At 67.3% G+C, this 18706-nt stretch carries 17 protein-coding genes and 1 pseudogene; 11 read left to right on the forward strand and 7 right to left on the reverse strand.

Annotation, left to right across the window (positions count from 1 at the left end; translation table 11 throughout):
• The first annotated feature begins 1 nt into the window (after position 1).
• The 5 genes from QWL29_RS06770 (at position 2) to QWL29_RS06790 (ending at position 7119) form a co-directional block, all read left to right on the forward strand.
• Complete coding sequence (locus QWL29_RS06770) at positions 2 to 1660, forward strand: GNAT family N-acetyltransferase (protein WP_305822121.1); 1659 nt, start codon at positions 2 to 4, stop codon at positions 1658 to 1660.
• On the forward strand, positions 1657 to 2715 hold the full coding sequence (locus QWL29_RS06775; protein ID WP_305822122.1) for a GNAT family N-acetyltransferase: 1059 nt from the start codon (positions 1657 to 1659) through the stop codon (positions 2713 to 2715). Before QWL29_RS06770 ends, QWL29_RS06775 begins: the two co-directional genes overlap by 4 nt.
• A 203-nt stretch (positions 2716 to 2918) precedes the next feature.
• On the forward strand, positions 2919 to 4163 hold the full coding sequence (locus tag QWL29_RS06780; protein ID WP_305822123.1) for a hypothetical protein: 1245 nt from the start codon (positions 2919 to 2921) through the stop codon (positions 4161 to 4163).
• Positions 4151 to 5296 carry a glycosyltransferase family 4 protein gene (locus tag QWL29_RS06785; RefSeq protein WP_305822124.1) on the forward strand — a complete coding sequence of 382 codons (1146 nt, stop codon included), beginning with the start codon at positions 4151 to 4153 and terminating at the stop codon, positions 5294 to 5296. The genes QWL29_RS06780 and QWL29_RS06785 overlap by 13 nt, the downstream gene beginning before the upstream one ends.
• On the forward strand, positions 5275 to 7119 hold the full coding sequence (locus tag QWL29_RS06790) for an acyltransferase family protein (protein WP_305822125.1): 1845 nt from the start codon (positions 5275 to 5277) through the stop codon (positions 7117 to 7119). Before QWL29_RS06785 ends, QWL29_RS06790 begins: the two co-directional genes overlap by 22 nt.
• Before the next feature lie 27 nt (positions 7120 to 7146).
• Here QWL29_RS06790 and QWL29_RS06795 read toward each other — a convergent pair whose 3' ends face one another.
• On the reverse strand, positions 7147 to 7527 hold the full coding sequence (locus QWL29_RS06795) for a PKD domain-containing protein (protein WP_305822126.1): 381 nt from the start codon (positions 7525 to 7527) through the stop codon (positions 7147 to 7149).
• A gap of 25 nt (positions 7528 to 7552) precedes the next feature.
• On the opposite strand from QWL29_RS06795, the gene QWL29_RS06800 reads away from it, so the two are divergent.
• Positions 7553 to 8134 carry a DUF4832 domain-containing protein gene (locus tag QWL29_RS06800; protein ID WP_305822127.1) on the forward strand — a complete coding sequence of 194 codons (582 nt, stop codon included), beginning with the start codon at positions 7553 to 7555 and terminating at the stop codon, positions 8132 to 8134.
• Between the two features lie 96 nt (positions 8135 to 8230).
• Here QWL29_RS06800 and QWL29_RS06805 read toward each other — a convergent pair whose 3' ends face one another.
• The 3 genes from QWL29_RS06805 to QWL29_RS06815 all read right to left on the reverse strand — a co-directional run bounded on the left by QWL29_RS06805 (position 8231) and on the right by QWL29_RS06815 (position 10801).
• Positions 8231 to 8806, reverse strand: coding sequence for a sigma-70 family RNA polymerase sigma factor (locus tag QWL29_RS06805; RefSeq protein ID WP_305822128.1), 576 nt, complete (start codon positions 8804 to 8806; stop codon positions 8231 to 8233).
• Between the two features lie 40 nt (positions 8807 to 8846).
• Positions 8847 to 10349 (reverse strand): tyrosinase family protein, encoded by a 1503-nt coding sequence (locus QWL29_RS06810; RefSeq protein WP_305822129.1) that lies wholly within the window; start codon positions 10347 to 10349, stop codon positions 8847 to 8849.
• Between the two features lie 158 nt (positions 10350 to 10507).
• Positions 10508 to 10801 (reverse strand): hypothetical protein, encoded by a 294-nt coding sequence (locus tag QWL29_RS06815; protein ID WP_305822130.1) that lies wholly within the window; start codon positions 10799 to 10801, stop codon positions 10508 to 10510.
• On the opposite strand from QWL29_RS06815, the gene epsL reads away from it, so the two are divergent.
• On the forward strand, positions 10800 to 11978 hold the full coding sequence (epsL, locus tag QWL29_RS06820) for an XrtB/PEP-CTERM-associated polysaccharide biosynthesis outer membrane protein EpsL (protein ID WP_305822131.1): 1179 nt from the start codon (positions 10800 to 10802) through the stop codon (positions 11976 to 11978). The two genes, QWL29_RS06815 and epsL, sit on opposite strands and share 2 nt — an antisense overlap.
• 59 nt (positions 11979 to 12037) lie before the next feature.
• Positions 12038 to 12826, forward strand: a complete 789-nt coding sequence (gene epsE, locus QWL29_RS06825; protein ID WP_305822132.1) for a polysaccharide export protein EpsE — start codon at positions 12038 to 12040, stop codon at positions 12824 to 12826.
• Positions 12827 to 13076: 250 nt separating this feature from the next.
• On the opposite strand, the gene QWL29_RS06830 is transcribed toward epsE, so the two are convergent.
• The 3 genes from QWL29_RS06830 to QWL29_RS06840 are packed head-to-tail and all read right to left on the reverse strand — an operon-like array spanning position 13077 to position 16191.
• The gene (locus tag QWL29_RS06830; protein ID WP_305822133.1) at positions 13077 to 14249 is read right to left on the reverse strand and encodes a zinc-dependent alcohol dehydrogenase; all 1173 of its coding nucleotides are present in this window, start codon (positions 14247 to 14249) and stop codon (positions 13077 to 13079) included.
• A gap of 11 nt (positions 14250 to 14260) precedes the next feature.
• Positions 14261 to 14989, reverse strand: coding sequence for an SRPBCC family protein (locus tag QWL29_RS06835; protein WP_305822134.1), 729 nt, complete (start codon positions 14987 to 14989; stop codon positions 14261 to 14263).
• A 38-nt stretch (positions 14990 to 15027) separates the two neighbouring features.
• The gene (locus QWL29_RS06840; protein WP_305822135.1) at positions 15028 to 16191 is read right to left on the reverse strand and encodes an L-dopachrome tautomerase-related protein; all 1164 of its coding nucleotides are present in this window, start codon (positions 16189 to 16191) and stop codon (positions 15028 to 15030) included.
• A 584-nt stretch (positions 16192 to 16775) separates the two neighbouring features.
• Between QWL29_RS06840 and QWL29_RS26925 the strand changes: the two are divergent.
• The 3 genes and pseudogenes from QWL29_RS26925 to QWL29_RS06850 form a co-directional block, all read left to right on the forward strand.
• Positions 16776 to 16874: pseudogene (locus QWL29_RS26925) on the forward strand (hypothetical protein); the annotation flags it as partial.
• Between the two features lie 67 nt (positions 16875 to 16941).
• Entirely contained in the window at positions 16942 to 17334 is a 393-nt protein-coding gene (locus QWL29_RS26930) for an MDR/zinc-dependent alcohol dehydrogenase-like family protein (protein WP_441295503.1), read from the forward strand.
• Between the two features lie 208 nt (positions 17335 to 17542).
• A complete protein-coding gene (locus QWL29_RS06850) occupies positions 17543 to 18655 on the forward strand; it encodes an NADH:flavin oxidoreductase/NADH oxidase (RefSeq protein WP_305822212.1) in 1113 nt (370 codons plus the stop codon).
• The last annotated feature ends 51 nt before the right edge of the window (positions 18656 to 18706 follow it).

The raw sequence follows: 18706 nt of genomic DNA on the forward strand, positions 1-18706 counted from the left end.
CATGGGCGTCCAGATCCTGAGCGGCGAGCCGGCCCTGGCGCATATCGGTTCCGAGGCGTTCGTCGCGCTTTGGAAGTCGCTGCATGCACGCTGTCCGTGGGCGACCGGCTGCCAGCACCCCGATTTCGTCCTGCCCTGGTACGCCATCTACCGCGAGCGCCACGCGCCCCTGGTCCTGGTCGACGCAGCCGCCGACGGTACGCTGCGCGGCCTGTTCACGCTGGCCTGGAGCGCGGACGGCAGGCGCCTCACCGGCGCCGGCGCCGGCCAGGCCGAATACCAGGGCTGGATTGCCGGCGCGGCCCACGCCGACCGCTTCGCGCACGAGGCCTTCGCCTGCCTCCGCGCCGCGCTGCCGCAGGCGCGGACGAGCCTGAAATACCTGCCGCCCGGTATTCCGCTCGGCTTCCTGCAAGCGGGCGCCGGCGAGCGCAAGTACTGCGTGCTGCACGCGCATGCGCGCCCGGTCTTGCGCATCGACCCGGCCGCCATGGAAACGCTCAGGCGCAAGAAGACGCATCGCCAGAACGCCAACCGCCTGAGCCGGCTGGGCCCGCTCGCCTTCGAGCGCGTCACCGGCGCGGCGCAGTTCGGGCGCCTGTTCGACGACATCTGCCTGCAGTACGATTTCCGCCAGGCGGCGCTGCACCGGCAGACGCCCTTCCTCAGCGATCCGCTGAAAAAACGCTTCTACCTCGAATTGCAGCGCCGCGGCATGCTGCACACGACGGTGCTGACCGTGGGCGCGGCGCTGGCGGCGGCCCATATCGGCCTGCTGAGCAAGGAGCGCACGGTCCACCTGGGCATCAGCGCCCATGCGCCGGCACTCGCGGCGCATTCCCCGGGCCAGCTGCTGCTCGTGCTGCTTGGCAGCCAGCTGGCGGCGGACCGGATCGGCCTGCTTGACCTGACGCCTGGCGGCGACCCGTACAAGGAACACTTTGCCTCCGATCACGACGAGGTCTTCGAGCTGACCATGGCCGCCAGTCTCGCGCAGCGCGTGCAGGCGCGGGCCGCGGCCGGGGCCAGGCGAACGGGAAAAGCCTTGCTGCACATGAGCGGGCGGCGCAAGGCCGACGTGGTGGCGGTGCTGGAAAGACTGCGGGTCCTGGCGCGGCGCGTGGCCCCCGGCCATCCGCGCCAGGCAGCGCGCACAGGCCGTGCATTCTGGCGCCTGGCCCCCGGCGTCCCCTGCGCCCCGGACCCCGGCGCCAGCACCAGCACCAGCACGCTGGCGGTGTCGCGCAACAGCCTGGAAGACGTCTTCAAGTACGACGATGCCGCGGCCCCGGTCACGCGCGGCATGTTCATCGGCATGGCGATGCGGCGCCTGGAGCAGCGTTGCGACCTGTTCTGCTACGCCCCATGCGACAAGCTGGTGCTCCATTGCTGGGCCCACGCACGCCGCGCGGAAGGCGCATGCCCGCCGCCGGCGCAGCGCGTGGAACCCGGCGCGACGGTCCTGTTCGACCTGCAGGCGCACGGCGCGGAGGCAAGCGACGACCTGGTCCAGCGCTTCGTCGAGCGCATCCTCGCCACGCTCGACCGGACCAGCGCCGATGCTGCCGTCTATTATTCGGGACGGCTCAGCGCGGCATGCCGGCAGGGCATGCGCCGTTGCGGCTTCGTCGACGCCACGCCACCCGGGAGCCTGCAATGAACGGCGCCGGCGCGACCTGCTACCTGCACCAGGTTCCCGCATTCGTCGAGCACGAACTCGCCGCCAGCTACGAGACCCTGCATTCCTCGCTGCCGTTCTTCCGCGTCTGGCGCACGCTCGGGAATGCCAGCTGCTACATCGACCGCAGCGCCGGCCGGGCGCCGGAGATCCTGCTGTTCCATTGCGAGCGGCAGCGGCTGGTGGTGCTGAACGAGATGATCGAGATCGCGCCTGCGGTCCTGGCACGTTTTGCGCGCTATGTCTTCGAACACCTGCCTGCGATCGAAGTGATCCGCTTCAACGCCGTGCGCACGGCCCCGGCCGCGATCGGTTTCCCGGTGCAACGGCACAATGCCAAGGAAACCTGGGTGATACCGCTGCCGGCCACGCCGGACGACTACCTGGCGGCGCTGGGAAAATCGACACGCGCCAGGTTGCGGTCCCGTCTCAACGGTGTCGCCAGACACTTTCCTACGTTCACGATCAAATATCTCGTCAATGGCGAGATCGACGAGGAGGCGGTCCGCCATCTTGCCCGGCTCAGCGAGCAGCGCATTGGCGCGCGTGGCGTGCGGCTCAGGCACGATGTCGGGCGCATGATGGCGCTCGCGCGGACCTGCGGGTTCGTCGCGCTGCTGCTGATCGACGGCCGCGTGTGCGCCGGCTCGCTGAACTACCGCGTCGGCAGCTGCCTGTTCGGGGAGATCACGGCGCACGACCCGGCCTACGAGCGCCACGGCCTGGGCGCGCTGTGCGTCTACCACACGATCTGCGAGAGCATACGGCGCGGTGGGCGCAAGTTCTACCTCGGCGGCGGGGAGTTCGGCTTCAAGGAGAGGATGCTGGGCGAGCGGCTCGACATGGACCAGCTGCACATCTACCGTTCGCGCCGGGCCCTGCTGGCGAACCTGGACACCGTGGCTGCGACGTGCGCGCACGGCGCGGTGCGGCGCCTGAAGCTGCGGCTGCATGCGCGCAAGGGGACCTGGTTCGCGGATCGTGCGTTCAGGCTGTTTCACGCATGCCGCAACCAGGCGGACACCTGGAAGATGTAAGCACACCGCACGCGACAGTGCACGGAGACGAAGGAGGCGTCGACGATGGCTGGGAATCCGCAGAGCGGCGCCGGGCGGCGCCTGTTCCTCGCGCGCGGCCTGGCCGCGGGCGCGCTTGCGCTGGCGACGCCGGAGCGGCAGGCCCGCGTCGTGGGGGGGGCCGCCNCACGCGACAGTGCACGGAGACGAAGGAGGCGTCGACGATGGCTGGGAATCCGCAGAGCGGCGCCGGGCGGCGCCTGTTCCTCGCGCGCGGCCTGGCCGCGGGCGCGCTTGCGCTGGCGACGCCGGAGCGGCAGGCCCGCGTCGTGGTGGCGCCGGCCTGGCAGCCGCGCCACCTGGCCGCCCCGCCAACGGGCGCCACCGTCAGCCTGGCCGACTTTTCCGGGCGGCCGGGCGTCGGCCGCTCGATGCTGGCCGAGGCGTTCCGGCGGGGGCTTGCAGCACTGATGGCGGCGGGAGGGGGAACGCTGCTGGTACCGCCCGGCACCTACGATGTCGGCATGCTCGACGGCGCCGACGATATCCTGCTCTGCCGCGACCTGCGCGACGTCGTGATTTCCGCATACGGGGCCGTGTTCGTGGCGACCACGGTCAAGCCGGTCGTGCCGCACATGTTCTACTTCCATAACTTCGACAACGTGACCCTGGCCGGCGCGAGCTTCGTCGACCACGGCTTCTTCCCCTGGATCGACTGGCAGGGCATGTATTGCGTGGGAATCCAGGCCGACCGGCCCAGCAGCGGCATGCGCCTGGTCGATTGCCGGGCCGAGCACGTGCTGGGCATGCTGGCATCGAATAACGATGCCGCCGGCCGCCATTTGCTGTCCGACATACACGTGCAGGGCGAACTCAGGCATGCCTATTATGGGGTGGGCGCCAACAACATTGCCGGACCCGTCAGCGTCGAACTCGACTGCCATAACGTGCGCCGTGCCTTCATCGCCTATGCGGCGCGGCAGGCCGATGTCGTGGTCAGGGCCTCGGCCACGCGGGCTTGGCCCGGAAGCAATGGTTTCGTCGCCCTGGTGTGCGCGGGGGCGCGCCTGGGCGATGTCGAGCAGGTGCGCGTGCGGATCGACGTCTCGGGCGACTGCATCCATGGCAGCTACGTGCATTTCTATCACCAGGGGCCGCAAGCCGAGGGCGCCATGCGCGACATCGATGCGACCGTGAATATCCTCAGCAGGCAGTCGCTGGCGGCCATGTACCTGTTCGACCACGACGACCATGGCGTGCAGCCGCGGACGGCACGCCAGTGGGACCGGATTCGCCTGCACGGCGCAGTAGCGGCAGGGAGTTCGGGCCGGATGGTCGCCAATCCCTCGGTGTCGACGGCAAGCGGCAGCGTGTACCTCGACCGCAACCTGGCCGGGCCGGCCGCCACGATGCCCGCCGGATTCCGGCTTGCCGCCGCACCGTCCGTCAGCCCGCCATGCGCCTGCTGATCTATATTCATTCGCTCGAAAATGGCGGCGCCGAGCGCGTCGTCGCCAATCTCGCCAATTACTGGGCGTCGATCGGGTGGGCGCTCACGATCGTGACGGTGGCGCCGCGCACGAGCGACTTCTACAGGCTCGACCCCGCTGTCGAACGCGTGTCCCTGGACCTGGCGGACACGCGCCCGAACCTGCTGGCGGGAATCGTACGCACGGCGCGGCGCGTACGGGCCCTGCGCCGCGTGCTGCTTGCCCTACGGCCCGAGGTCGCGCTGTCCGCCATGCACACGGCGAACGTGGTCCTGGCCGCGGCGGCATGGGGGCTGCCCGGGCTATGCACCTTCGGGTCCGAACACAACTTCCCGCCCAAGGCGCCGATGGGCATCCTGTGGGAAACGATGCGCCGCCAGGCATACGGGCGCCTGTCCGCGGTGGTGGCGCTGACCCAGGAATGCGCGCACTGGCTGACGCTCCACACCGGGGCACGCAAAATCGTGGTCATCCCGAACGCGGTCACCTGGCCCTTGCCTGCGCACGCACCGCGTCTCGATCCGCGCCGCTGCTGCGCCCCGGACCGGCACATCCTGCTGGGCGTGGGCCGTCTCAGCGCGGAGAAGAATTTCGCTGCCCTGGTCGGCGCCTTCGGCCTGCTTGCATCGCGCCATCCGCACTGGGACCTCGTCATTCTCGGAGAAGGCCCGGAGCGCGCGGCCCTGGAGGCGCAGGTGCGCGCCGCCGGCCTGGAACGCAGGGTGTTCCTGCCCGGCCGCGTCGGCAACCCGGGGGAGTGGTACAGCCAGGCCGCGCTGTATGGCATGAGTTCGGATTTCGAGGGCTTCCCCAACACGCTGGTGGAAGCGATGGCCTATGGCTTGCCTGCGGTCAGTTTTGACTGCGATACGGGTCCGCGGGACATCATCCGCCATGGCGTCGACGGCTTGCTGGTGCCGGCCGGCGACGCCGCCCTGTTCGGCGCGGCGCTCGGGCGCCTGATGGGCGACGATGCCCTGCGCCACACGTTCGCTGCAGGGGCGACGCAGGTGCGCGAGCGCTTTTCGATGCCGAAGATCGCCGCCATGTGGGAGGCCCTGTTTGCCTGCCCTTGCCCCGAGCGCAAGCCATGCCCGGCCTTGCCATCATAGAGGGGCGGCAAATCATGGAATATCGCGAGGATATCCAGGTGCTGCGCGGACTGGCGGTGCTGTTCGTGGTCCTGTTTCACCTCCAGGCGCCGGGCTTTCACAGCGGCTTTCTCGGCGTGGATATCTTTTTCGTGATCAGCGGGTATCTGATGGCGGTGATGTACGACCCGGCCAGGAAGCGCGAATTCTTCCTCAAGCGCGCCGCCCGCTTGTTGCCGGCATATTGCGCGACGATCTTCGTCACCTTGCTGGGCGCGGCCTTCGTCACGACGCCGAACGACTTTTTCCAGGTCGCGCATCAAGCCCTGTTTGGCGCCGCCTTCCTGTCGAATGTCGGCTTCTGGATGGAGAACTCGTATTTCGACAAGAGTGCATTCAAACCGCTGCTCCACCTCTGGTCGCTCAGCCTCGAAATCCAGTTCTATCTCCTGGTGCCGCTGGTCGCGGGCCTGTGCCGGCGATACCGGCCTGGCTACGCCCTGATCGCGCTGCTGTCGGCAGGCGGCTGTTTCCTGGCCGTCGGTGTGTCGCCCAGCAGCGCCTTCTTCCTGCTGCCTTTTCGCCTGTGGGAGTTCCTGCTCGGGTTTGGCGTGGCGACCTGGCTGGGCGGGCGATGGCAAACGGCGGGCAGGGGCAAGACGATCGCGTCGTCGACGGCGCTTGCGGTGCTGGTGACGGTGCCGCTGCTCGCTCTCGATGGAAACGCCCTCGGCTTCGTTGCGGGCCACCCCGGCCTGCACGCCTTGATCGTCAGCCTGGCATGCGGCACGCTGCTCGCATTCGGCTTGCCGCGCTGGGCCCAGGCACATCCCGTGTCGCATGCGCTGGCACGCCTGGGAACCTGGTCGTATTCGGTCTACCTGGCGCACTTTCCCGTCATCGTCCTGTTCCTGTACCAGCCGTTCAGCGGCACGCTCTTGACCGCGCCCGATCCGGTGTCTGCGCTGTGCCTGCTTGGTATGATCGCTGCCTGCAGCGCGCTGCTGTTTGCCGGTGTCGAGCAGCCGTTCCGGCAGCGCGCACGGGGCATCCGGTTCTCGCTTGCGGCGGCGGTCCTCACCGTGGCGGCGATCCCGCTGGCCCTCCAGACCCAGTCGTATCTGTTTCCGGCGCGGGAACGCCTGATCTATGAGGCCTGGTTCGACCGCGATGCGTTCCGCTGCGGCGAGATGTATTCGCTGCTGCATCGGGGCGATGTCTCGTGCAACCTGACGCCGGAGCTGGCGGCCTCGGCGCCTGCGGTGCTTCTGGTGGGGAACAGCCATGCGGACGCGATCAAGGGAACGTTCCTGTCGGTGGCGCGGTCGCGCGGCATCGCCGTGCGTTTCATCGTGCAGAATACCCCGCTCATGGCCGGCGGGCGGGTCGGGGTCGAGGATGTGGTGCGCGAAGCGCGCGACAAACGGGTCGAGGCCGTGGTCCTGCACTTTTCGCCCGGGGCCGTCAGCGCGCAAACGATAGGACGGCTGGTCGCCGCCCTGGCGCCGCATCGGATCAGGGTTGCCTATCTGTTGCCAATCCCGGTTTGGCAGCAGAGTGTTCCTAAAATGTTAATCAACAACATCACGGACGGCGTGCCGCTTCCTGTCGTCTCGTCCTCGGGGTACAGCCAGCGCCAGCGTGCATTCGAAGATGCGGTGGCGAACCTGGCCGGGCCGGGATTCCGGGTGTATCGCACCGACCAGGTGTTTTGCCGGCCGGTCTGCCAGATGCTGGGAGAAAACGGCCGGCCTTATTATTTCGACGACGCCCACCTGACCGCGACCGGCAGCGAGCAACTGCGTCCGGTCATCACGACCTTGTTCGACGAACTAGGCAGGTGACAGCGATACCGCCAGGGACATCGCCGCCTATTGCGCCAGCGTGCGCAGCGCCCTCGCCGATGACGCCGATGCCGATGCGGACCCATCGCCGACCGACAGCATCCGGTGCACCTCGGTCGCGTTGCCGGCCCGGTCCGTCACTTTCACCCTGACCGTAAAGCTGCCTGCCTGGCAAAAGGTATGGCGGAGATTGACTTCGCCGTTGCCGCGCACCTCGCGCACGACCGGCGGCGCCGATGGGCAGGCGTCGTCGATGCTGGCCGAGGCCGTATGGGTCTCGGACGCGTTGGTATCGGTAAAGGCGACTGTGAGATCGCCGGGCACGCCGGGCGCGAGCGCGTCGCTGGCCGCGACGATTGGCCCCAGCACGGGCGCGGCCGAGCCCTGCATGCCAGGACGCAAGAGCACGAGTCCCGCATTCGAATCGGCCAGGATGTCGCCGCGGTCGTTGATCGCCTTTCCCGCATACAGGACAAGCCCGGCCGGTGCGCGGTGCAGCCTGAGCGAAATGGAGAAATTCCACTGGTCCTACCTGAACCTGGATTACAACGTGTCGGTGCTGAACAACTGGCGAAACCAGGGTTGCTTCGCCAAGGTCGACCAGAAGCTGGGCTACCGCTTCGTCATGACCTCGGGTACGTACTCGGGCACGGCCACGCCGGGCGGCAGCTTCTCGGTCAACCTGTCGATCCAGAACCAGGGCTGGGCCGCGCCGTACAACAGCCGTAACGTGGAACTCGTGTTCCGCAATACCGCCACCGGCGCGCTGTTCCCTGTGAAACTGGCGGCGGACCCGCGCCGCTGGATGGCCAACCAGACGGCCACGATCAACCAGACCGTGACCCTGCCATCGACCATGCCGCGCGGTACCTATGCGCTGCTGCTGAACCTGCCCGATCCACAGGCCTCGCTGCGCAACCGTCCGGAGTATTCGATCCAGATGGCGAATACCAATACCTGGGAAGCGGCAACCGGCTTCAACAACCTGAACCATTCGGTCGGCATCGCGCCTTGATGCGCCGGTCATAAACCAGCGGTTTCATCCCCAGCCATGGCGCACTTCGGTGCCCATGGCTTTTTTTTCGGCCTTGTCCGCCTTGGGCCACCTGCTTCAATGCAACCGCAGTGCCGAGGTGAGCGAGTCCCGCGCACGATGGATACGGCTGCGCACAGTTCCCACGGGACAATGCATTTGCCAGGCAATCTCTTCATAGGTCAGTCCCTCGATCTCGCGCAGCTCGAAGGACATGCGCTGTTCTTCCGGGAGCGTTGCCAGGGCGGCCTCGAGCAGGGCCATCGCTTCCTTCGTTTCCAGCCTGGACTCCGGCGTGTCCAGGTCCGCCCGCGCCTCGACCAGGGTCTTGCTGTCGTCATCCTCGTCGCCCAGGCTGGCCAGTTGCGGACCCTGGCGCTGCCGCAGCGCCAGGCCATCCTTGGCTGCGTTGATTCCGATACGAACGATCCATGTTGCAAATGTGGAATCGCTGCGGAAACGGTTGATCGCCATGTAGGCCCGGATAAATGTTTCCTGGATCACGTCCTCGACATCGTCGGAGTCGCGCATGAAGCGCCGCAGGAATCGGCTGAGGGAAGGGGTGTAACGCCGCATGAGCATCCCGAAAGCATGACTGTCCCCGGTCTGCGCCAGCTGGACCAGTTCGCGATCCTCTTCCGTTCTGCTTTTCATAATCGCCCGGGGAACAGCGGCGGTTCCAATGAGTCAACCGTCAGGCATACCAGCCAGGACGTCCTTGCATGCGCGGCGTTTCGGCCGGCTCGGCTTCGTACGACAATTCCACCCGGGCTTCCGCCACGCTGATCGTCTGGCCACGTGGAGGCCGGTCGCCATCGACCCGCACCCATGACAGCGAGAGCCGGGAAAAGTCGTCGCTATCGTGCCCGAGCATGACGGCGGCGAGATCGAATTCCTGCCTGGCCGGACCATGGTGCGACGCACTTGCGACCTGGAACGCGCCCATCGTGCCGAGGAAAGTCGGGTGGTCGGCAAACCGGGAATCGAGCGCCGGCGGCATATCCAGGTACAGGGCGTAGAAATAACCGCCGGCGCTGCCGGCCCCGGACAGGGTGGGGCGGTCGATTACCAGCTTGGCCGATGCCGGCGCGCGCGCGTCATCGCGTGGCCTGCCGGCGCGCAGCCTGGCGACCAGCGCCGCCAGTTCGAGCGCATCCTTCCTGCCGAAGGTGAGCGGGATCGAAAACGAGGCTTCGTCGAAACCCAGCCGCGCCGCGCCCCCCAAAGAGCGCCGTGTCGTGGAAATCGTGCGCCCCGGCGTGCGCTCGAACGGCTTGTCCGGGGGACGCCGGGTCGTCTGCTGGCGCCGGGTGGCAGCCCGGGCCGTGCCGGACGCTTGGGACGGCAGTGCGCCCGGTACGGTGACGTTGGCATAGTCATAACCGAGCCAGTTGGGATCGAGCGTCAGGTAGCGTGCCAGTTTCAGCTTGGATGCGTAGACATTCTCGCCAGCCCAATAGGCGCTGCTGTTGGTCGACGAATAGGGATTGGCGGAATACGGGATTCCCTTGCCATCCGGGAGCGCCCAGGCATGCGTCAGGCGGTCGATGTTGGCGTGGTGCAGGAAAAAGATGGGATCGAGCGGGGACTGCATCGTGCTCATGATGCCGCCGATCAGGTCATGGACGGGATTGTGCGGGATGGTCTCGATCCGCTCCTCGAAGCCATTCGCCGTGCCGCGTTCGAAGTTGAATACCTCCGGCGCGAACGGCCATAAGGAAAGCGCGTTGTACACGTCGCTGCCCGTGCGCGCCAGGTACAGGGGATTACTCGGAGCAGGATCGGTGAATTCCGCCGGAATGGTGGGATGGGAATAATAGTCCCAATACGGCAGATTCAGGCTCGGGTCGCCCGAGAGCGTTCGCAGCTGGCGTTCGAAATGGTAGAGATAACCCCGGTGCCATGAGAGGAAATACGGCGTTCCGTGAGGACAATAATTAATATGGACATTCGTCCAATACTTGAGCGAGCCCGCACTGCTTGCCTTGGTATTCTTGCGCAGCGCCGTCATGGCGTTCAGGAAGGCGTTGTATTGCGGACCAAGCTTGAATTGCTGCCATTCGGTCCGCATGCGCAAACCTGATTCTGCAAACGCTGGAATGCCCAGCCCCGGCGCAGCCAGCGTGCCCAGCATTCCATAAAGGAACTTGCGCCTGACCTGATCAGTGTTATTCATATCGCCGCCGTTATGTAACATGCATGAAGGATGTCGTCAGAGCTTACGGCTAACGGGATTCGACTGACGGGGCCGCTTACGGTTGTTTGATATTCCTCAAACTATTGATAAATAAATCCTGAGGTTTATGTGGAAATCGTGTTGGCCATGATGCTTTTCCAGCGCGCTGGGCGCGCCAGTCACAACGCCGCGCAAATGAATGGCCAATATGCACACGGAATGGGTGTACCATGCTGAAGCGTAGTCCCGGCCGATACCGCGGGCGCGATGGTAGAGGGCAGGGGTGTTGCCTGCAGCGACAGGGTGATGGCGCCGGCTGCTTGTAAATCGACGTACAAGCGATCGAGGCGTGCAATTGCGGCGATGCATGGGCCATGCGCACCATGCACCCGATGAGGCGTCGAGCTGAAAGCGAATCCGATGATGCCGCCGACGTGCACGAACGCTTCATCCCCGATGTCCGGTTCCTGCATGCGGCCTCTTGCCTTGCTGGCTGCCTGCCTGCTCGCCCTGCCTTCCAGGGCCGCTCCCAATGATGGCTTGCAACTGTACGGCGGCACGGGCTTCGGCTACGACGACAACCTGCTGCGCGCGCCCGAAGGCAGCGCAGCCTTCCCTGGTCCGCGCTCCGACCGGTGGTGGCAGCGCGAGGCGGGCCTGCTGTTCGACCAGACCTACGGCCGACAGCGCCTATCGCTCGTGGCCAAGCTGTCCCGGTACAACTTCGATCGCTTCCGGCAACTCGACTACAACGGCAAGGATCTGCAGGCAACCTGGTTCTGGCAGCTTGGCAACCGGCTCGCGGGCAAGACCGGCATGCTGCAGGAGCAGGTGCTCGCATCCTACACCGACATGCAGAGCGACCAGCGCAACCTGCGGCACCGCCGCGCCCGATTCGCCGAAGGCGCATGGCGCTTCCATCCGTCCTGGCAAGCACGCGCCGGCGTGCGGCGCGATACCTACCGCTATGAACTGTCCGCGCAGCGCTTCAACGACCGGACCGAAGACGCCGCCGAGATCGGTGTCGATTACCTGCCTGCCAGCGGCAGCACCCTGGGCCTGGTGGCGCGCCGGCTCGAGGGCCGCTACCCGTACCCGCGCACCGGCGGTCCGGCCGCGTCCGGCGACTTCACGCAGGACGAACTGAAGGCACGCGTGCTGTGGCGGGCCGGCGGCGCGACAAGCGTCGATGCGCTCGTCGGCTACACGCGGCGCGAGCAGCCATCCTACGGTTCCGGCAGGGCGAGCGGCCCGATGGGCAGGATCGACGCAAGCTACCAGCCACGTGGCAAGGTGAGCTACAGCGCCGCGGTCTGGCGCGATTTCGCGCCGTTCGAGAGCCCGGAAGTGAGCTACACATTGAACGATGGCGCCAGCGTCGGCGCCCGCTGGGATGCAAGCGCCAAGATCAGGATCGACGCCGGCGCGGCTTACATTCGCCGTCATTACGCGGTGCGCACGGGCTCGCTCGGCCTGGAAAGCAGCCGCGACGCCATCCGTACACGGAGCCTGGCCGCGACCTGGTCGCCAAAGCCGAGCTTGCAGGTGAAAGCCACGCTCGCGCACGAGGCGCGCAGCGGGGCGGAAGTCTTGCGCAGCGCCGCCATCCGGTCGAACAGCATGAGTGTGTCGGCCAGCGCGCAGTTCTGAGCTTGGGAGCAATGGAACCACGCCTTCGAATGCCTTTCAACGACCGGTAAGGAGCGAACATGAAACACATCATTGGCTTGGTGATCGCAGCCGTCCTGGGCTTGCAGGCCTGCGCGGCGGGTGCAGCGGTCCTGGTGCTCGGCCCGGGCGACGTGGTCAAGGCATCGGTGTACGGCAATCCCGATCTGGCGATCGAAACGCGCATTTCCGATAGCGGGACGATGACGTTCCCGCTGGTGGGCGAGGTGCAGGTTGGCGGACTGACGACGCAACAGGCGGAGCAGAAGATCGGCGGTTTGCTCCAGAAGAATGGGGTGCTCAAGATTGCGCAGGTCAACCTGTTGGTGACGAGCTTCGCCAGCCAGCAGGTGTCGGTGCTGGGCCAGGTGAATCGTCCCGGGCGCTATCCGGTCGACGGGCCGCGCACGGTGCTCGACATGCTGGCCGTGGCCGGCGGGGTCGGCCCCGAAGGTGGCGACATGGTGGGCCTGGTGCGCAATCGAAACGGGGTCGCGACGCGCGAGACGATCGACGTCGTCGACATCGTGCGCAAGGGCGAGTTGAACCGCGATTACGAAGTCAGCGGCGGCGACATCATCTTCGTCGAGCGCGCGCCGCGCGCCTACGTCATGGGCGAGGTGCAGCGGCCGGGACCGTTACGCGTCGAGCGCGCGATGACCGTGCAGCAGGCGATTGCCGCCAGCGGCGGCCTGACGCAGCGCGGCACCCAGCGCGGGCTTCGCATCACGCGCCGCGACGCGACCGGGGCGTCCCGCACGAGCGAGGCGAAGCTGGAAGATGCCGTGCAGGCGGATGACGTCATCACGGTCAGGGAATCCTGGTTCTGACCCGGATGGCGGGCACGGTGCAAGGGAAGGCATGGCGATGCCGTCAGCTTATAAAAAAAGTAACTAACCAATTCAGGCCGCCAAGCGAACCGGAAACACACACGCTATGGACTCCGAACACGCCAACAACACATCAACAAGCATCCAGGAAGGGGCCGTTGGCTGGATCGAGCGGGAAGGGAAACGAGGAACGAGAGGCAACAGCGAAAGGGCGCCTGCGAGGGGAATCGACTTGGCAGGCGCCCACTTGCTAGGGAGCGAACACCGCGCGTACGCACCCGTCCGTCTTGTGCTTGAACATGTCGTAGCCGCGCGGGCCATCCTCGAGCGAGAAACGGTGCGTAGCGAGGTAGGCCGGGTTCAGTTCGCCTTTCTGCGCATGTGCGAGCAGCCGCTCCATGTAGGCTTGCCCGTGCTGCTGGGCGGTGCGCATCGTCATGCCCTTGTTCATGATGGCGCCCATCGGGAACTTGTCGATCAGTCCGTAGACGCCGAGCACCGACAAGGTGCCACCCTTGCGGCAGGCCATGATCGCTTCGCGCAGGGCCTGGCCGCGGTCGGTCTCCAGGCGCAGGGCCTGCTTCACCAGGTCGTAGGCGTATTGCGGCCCGGTGCCGTGCGCCTCCATCCCGACCGCGTCGATGCAGGCATCCGGCCCGCGCCTGCCGGTCATTTCCTTGAGCACGTCCAGCACGCTGTCGACCTGCGTGTAGTCGATGGTTTCGGAACCGGCGTGCTGGCGCGCCATCTGCAGGCGCTCGGGGAAGCGGTCGATCCCGATCACGCGTTCGGCGCCCATCAGGCGCGCACTCTGCTGGGCCATGAGGCCGACGCCGCCGCAGCCCCAGACCGCCACCGTGTCGCCAGGCTGGATGTCGCAGAAATCGGCGCCCATGTAGCCGGTCGGCGCGGCATCGGAGAGAAACAGCGCGGTCTCGTCGGCCACGCCGTCGGGCACCTTGAAGCAGTCGTTGTCGGCGAACGGCACGCGCACGTATTGCGCGTGCGCGCCCGCATAGCCGCCGAAGGCGTGGGTGTAGCCGTAGATGCCGGCGGTGGGATAGCCGCCCAGCAGGGGTTCCTGCAGCTCGGGCTTGGGGTGGGTGTTGTCGCACAAGGAGTACAGCGACTGCTGGCAATACCAGCATTCGCCGCACACGATGAACGAAGGAACGACGACGCGGTCGCCCTTTTTCACGCGCTTGACGGCGGGCCCGACTTCCTCGATCACCCCCATGAACTCGTGGCCGATCACGTCGCCGGCCTTCATGCTCGGGATGTAGCCGTCGATGAAGTGCAGGTCCGAGCCGCAGGTCGTCGACAGGCTGACGCGCAGGATGGCGTCGTGCGGGTTCACGATTTCCGGGTCCTTCACCGTGCCGACACGCAGGTCGTTCACGCCGTTCCAGTACAGTGCTCTCATGTCCGTTCTCCTCAATGGGTGTCGGCGCGCGCCGCAGGCTGGCGTGCGGTCGTGGGGATCTCGCCTGTCTCGACCAGGTTCTTGAAGCGGCGCAGCACGCCTTCGGCCAGCACCTTCAGCGGGGTGGCGCCGAACAGCTGCAGCAGTCCCGCGCCGAGCGCGCCGGCCGGCGGCTCGAAGCGCACCCGCAGGGTGGCCACGGTGCCGCGCCCGGCAGGGGCGGGCTGGAAGCGGATCTGCCCTTCGTTGCGGATGGCCGCGCCCGGCATGGAGCGCCAGCCGGCGCCGCCACCCGGCTGCTCGACGGTCTCGGTTTCCCATTCGTGGGCGTGGCCGAGGGGGCCGTCCACCTTCCAGTGCATGCGCCCGCCACCGGTGCCGCGCACCGTCGCGAAGCCGCCCATGATCTGCGGCAGCGTGCGCGGGTCGAGCCAGGAGGTGCGCAGCTCGTCCGCGCCCTTGCCGATCGTGATCGAACGTTCCACTTCCGGTTCCCCGGCCGGGCCTTCGCGGGCCGCCTGCATGCTGCGCACCGCGTCGAGCGCGCCGGCGCCGGCCACGGCGCCGAGTGCAAGCGCCGTGGCGCCCTTGCGGCGGCCGCCGAGTCCGGCCACGATGGCGGCCGCGCCCAGCGCGACCGGGACCCAGCCGAGATGCTGCATCGGCCCGGCGGCCGCGGCGGTGCGGGATCCGCCTTGCCGCGCCTTGCCGTCCCGTTGTGTATCGGTAGTACCTGCCATGATCGATCCTCCCTTGGTAACGATCCGACCTGCGGATCTCAGTCGGGTGGCCGAGGCAGGCGCCACAGCTGCGTGGGAAGAGCCAGCGGCGCGTCCCGGTTGAAAAAGGCCGAGTCCTGGATACGCGAACTTGTCACGTACAGGCTGCCGTCGGGGCCCTGGCTGAAGGTGTCGGGCCAGCGCAGGCGCGGGTCCTGCACCACCGTGCGGATCCGGCCGTCCGGACCCGCGGCCAGGTCGCGCGCCTTGACGGCGTTGTCTTCGATGGAACTGAGATACAGGGTCTCGGTTCCTCGGCCGATCCAGAGCCCGTCCGTGGGCCCGACCTTGCCGTAGGACTGGACCTGGGCGGCGACGTCTTCGCCGGCCAGGCCGCGGCCGATCAGCGCGGCGGTCTGGATGCGGTACAGGGTCGTGCCGGTGAGCGGTTTCCAGTACAGCCAGGCGCCATCGGACGAGAGGGCGATGCTGTCCGCGGCGAACAGCACCGGCCGTCCGTCGGGATAGCGCAGCGGCTTGCCGTCGGTGCGTACCACCACGCCTTTTTCGGGCTGGGTCGAGGGATGGCCGTCGAGTACCCGGCGCGCCTTGCCGCTGGCGAGTTCCACCACGACCAGGGCGCCGCGCTGCCCGGCGTCGGTGACGAATGCATACTTGCCGTCCTGCGAGAAACGGACGTCGTTCAGGTAAGAGCCCGGGATCGCGACATCCTGGCCGAAGCGGATCACCTGGGCCACGCGGTCGCTGGCGAGATCGATGCGCACCAGCTTCGGCCCGCCCGGAACCAGGCCGTCCACCGCCGGCGCCGCGGGGTCGACCACCCAGACGCTGCCGCGACCGTCGGCCACCACGCTCTGCACGCAGACCCAGTGCTCGGCCGGCGAGAGCTCGTCGCGGCGCGTGTTGCGCCAGGCGTTCCATTGCGCGTCGGGATAAGGACGCAGTCGCCCATCGGGCAGGACTTCCGCCACCGACAGCGGTGCGTCTTCCGTCCAGCGTGGGAAGTTGACGAAGATCCTGCCCTTTTCGCTGACGGTCACGCCGGTGACCTGATGGTCGAACTGCGCCGCCTGCTGCAGCGTCGTCGCGCTTCGCTGCGCCGGCTGCGAGGCCGGCTGGGCTTGCGTCTGTGCGAACGTCGTCCCGAACGACAAACCTGCGATTGCAACGAGGACTGCGAGTGAGCCGCATGTGATGCGCATGGCACTTCCTTTGCGAAAGCAGCAGCGTTGCTGCGCGGGCCCGGATGGGCAGGAGACTCGCCGTGACCGGCGGATCAGGGAAATGGAACGGGCAAGGCTACATGCTCGAACACCAGCCCACAAGCGCGATTCGCGAAGTATTTTCGCGGTGGAGAAAAAGCCACTCTGCCGCCGCATGGCATCGATGTCCGCGCCTCGGGCGCGCGCGTGCGGGCCTGTCCGGCCGAATGGATGGGATGCCGCCGAAGCTTGCGCAAACCAAACGAATCGCCGCTTGCGGTTAACCGAACCCGTGCCTAACCTGTGCCTTCCCCTGCGGTTGTCGAGGCTTGCGCGGCGGGCAGACGGTCCCGCGGTTGTCCGCGGGTTTTACCAACAACTGCCGAAACGGATTGCCGCGTCCTGCGATACCCGGGGAAGGGGACGTTCGTTTCAAGCAGCTCCAGGAGTTGACCATGAAAGCTGTTGTGTATCGAGGTCCCAACCAGGTCGCCGTCGAAGACGTGCCAGACCCGAAGATCGAACGCCCCACCGACGCCCTCATCAAGATCACCAGCACCAACATCTGCGGGTCCGACCTGCACATGTACGAGGGCCGGACCGATTTCGAGCAGGGCCGCGTCTTTGGCCACGAAAACCTTGGCGTGGTGATGGAAGTCGGCCCCGCAGTCGAGCGTCTCAAGCCCGGCGACTGGGTCTGCATGCCCTTCAATATCAGCTGCGGCCACTGCAAAGAACTGCGAGCGTGGTTTGACCAACTACTGCCTGAAGGCCAACGAACCCGGCGTGGCCGGCGGCGCCTTCGGCTTTGCCGACATGGGCCCCTGGCAGGGCGACCAGGCCGAATTCCTGCGCGTACCCTGGGCCGACTTCATGTGCCTGAAACTGCCGCCGGACGCGGAAGAAAAACAGTCGGACTACGTGATGTGCGCCGACATCTTCCCGACCGGCTGGCATGCGACCGGCCAGTGCCCCGTCAAGGCCTACAACCGGCAGCTGCGCGACCTGATCCACGCCGGCCGCGCCAAGCCGTCGTTCATCGTGTCGCACGAGCTGAAACTGGAGCAGGCGCCGGACGCCTACCAGCACTTCGACGCGCGCGACCACGGCTGGACCAAGGTGATCCTGCATCCGGGTACCTAGCGCAGCAATGCCTTCAACGGCGAGCCCCGGCGCCGCAGCCAAAAACATGCTGCCGGCGCCGGGGGATCGGTCGCCCGCGCCAAACGCGTGCCCGCACCCGCCGTCCACCTGAATGCACGTTCTCACGCAAAGGCCAGTCATGAACTCTCATCACACCCAAGGCCCGGGACAGGTCGCCCAGGCGCCGCAGCCGGGCGCACACGGCGCAATGGCCGGCGCCGCCCACGACCAGGAAGTGCCGGAAGTCGACCTGCTCAGTCCACTGACCCTGCGCAGCCTCACCCTGCGCAACCGCATTGCGATGGCGCCGATGTGTCAGTATTCGGCCGAGGACGGCATGGCCAACGACTGGCACCTGGTGCACCTGGGCAGCCGGGCCGTGGGCGGCACCGGGCTGGTAATCGTCGAGGCCACCGGCGTCACCCCGGACGGCCGCATCACCCCGGGCGACCTGGGCATCTGGAGCGACGAGCACGCCGAACCCCTGGCGCGCATCGCCCGCTTCGTGCACAGCCAGGGCGCCGTGGCCGGCATCCAGCTCGCGCACGCCGGCCGCAAGGCGAGCACCGCCGCACCCTGGACGGGCGGCGCCACGCTGACCACGCTCGACGAGGGCGGCTGGCCGGTGGTGGCGCCCAGTCCGATACCCTTCCATCCGGACGACCCGATCCCGATCGCCCTCGACGAAGCCGGCATCGACCGCATTGTCGACGCCTTCGAATCGGCCGCGCGGCGCGCCCTGGCGGCCGGCTTCAAGGTGATCGAGATCCACGCCGCCCACGGCTACCTGCTGCACCAGTTCCTGTCGCCGCACAGTAACCAGCGCGCCGACAGCTACGGCGGCAGCCTGGAGAACCGGATGCGTTTCGTGCTGCGCGTGACCGAGCGCGTGCGCGCCGTCGTTCCCGCCGGGCTGCCGCTGTTCGTGCGCATCTCCGCCACCGACTGGGCGGCCGGCGGCTGGGACATCGAGCAGTCGGTGGAACTGTGCCGGCGCCTGAAGGACCTGGGCGTCGATCTCGTCGACGTGTCCACCGGCGGCAACCTGCCAACCGCGCGCATTCCCGTGGCCAAGCGCTACCAGGTGCCATGCAGCCGCCGCATCCGGGACGACGCCGGCATCGCGACCGGCACCGTCGGATTGATCACGGACCCGAAAGAGGCCGACGACATCGTTACCGGCGGCGATGCCGACCTGGTCTTGCTGGGGCGCGAACTGCTGCGCGAACCGTACTGGGCGCTGAAGGCGCAGCACGCGTTCGAGGAAGAGCCGGACTGGCCGCTGCAGTACGGCTACGCGGTGAAGCGGCGCGCGAAATGAGCTTGCAGGAGCGTGCCGCTGCGGCCGTGATGTCCCGGGGGGTGCCGGCGC

The sequence above is a fragment of the Massilia brevitalea genome (assembly GCF_030711405.1).
GTDB classification, from domain to species: Bacteria; Pseudomonadota; Gammaproteobacteria; order Burkholderiales; family Burkholderiaceae_D; genus Telluria; species Telluria brevitalea.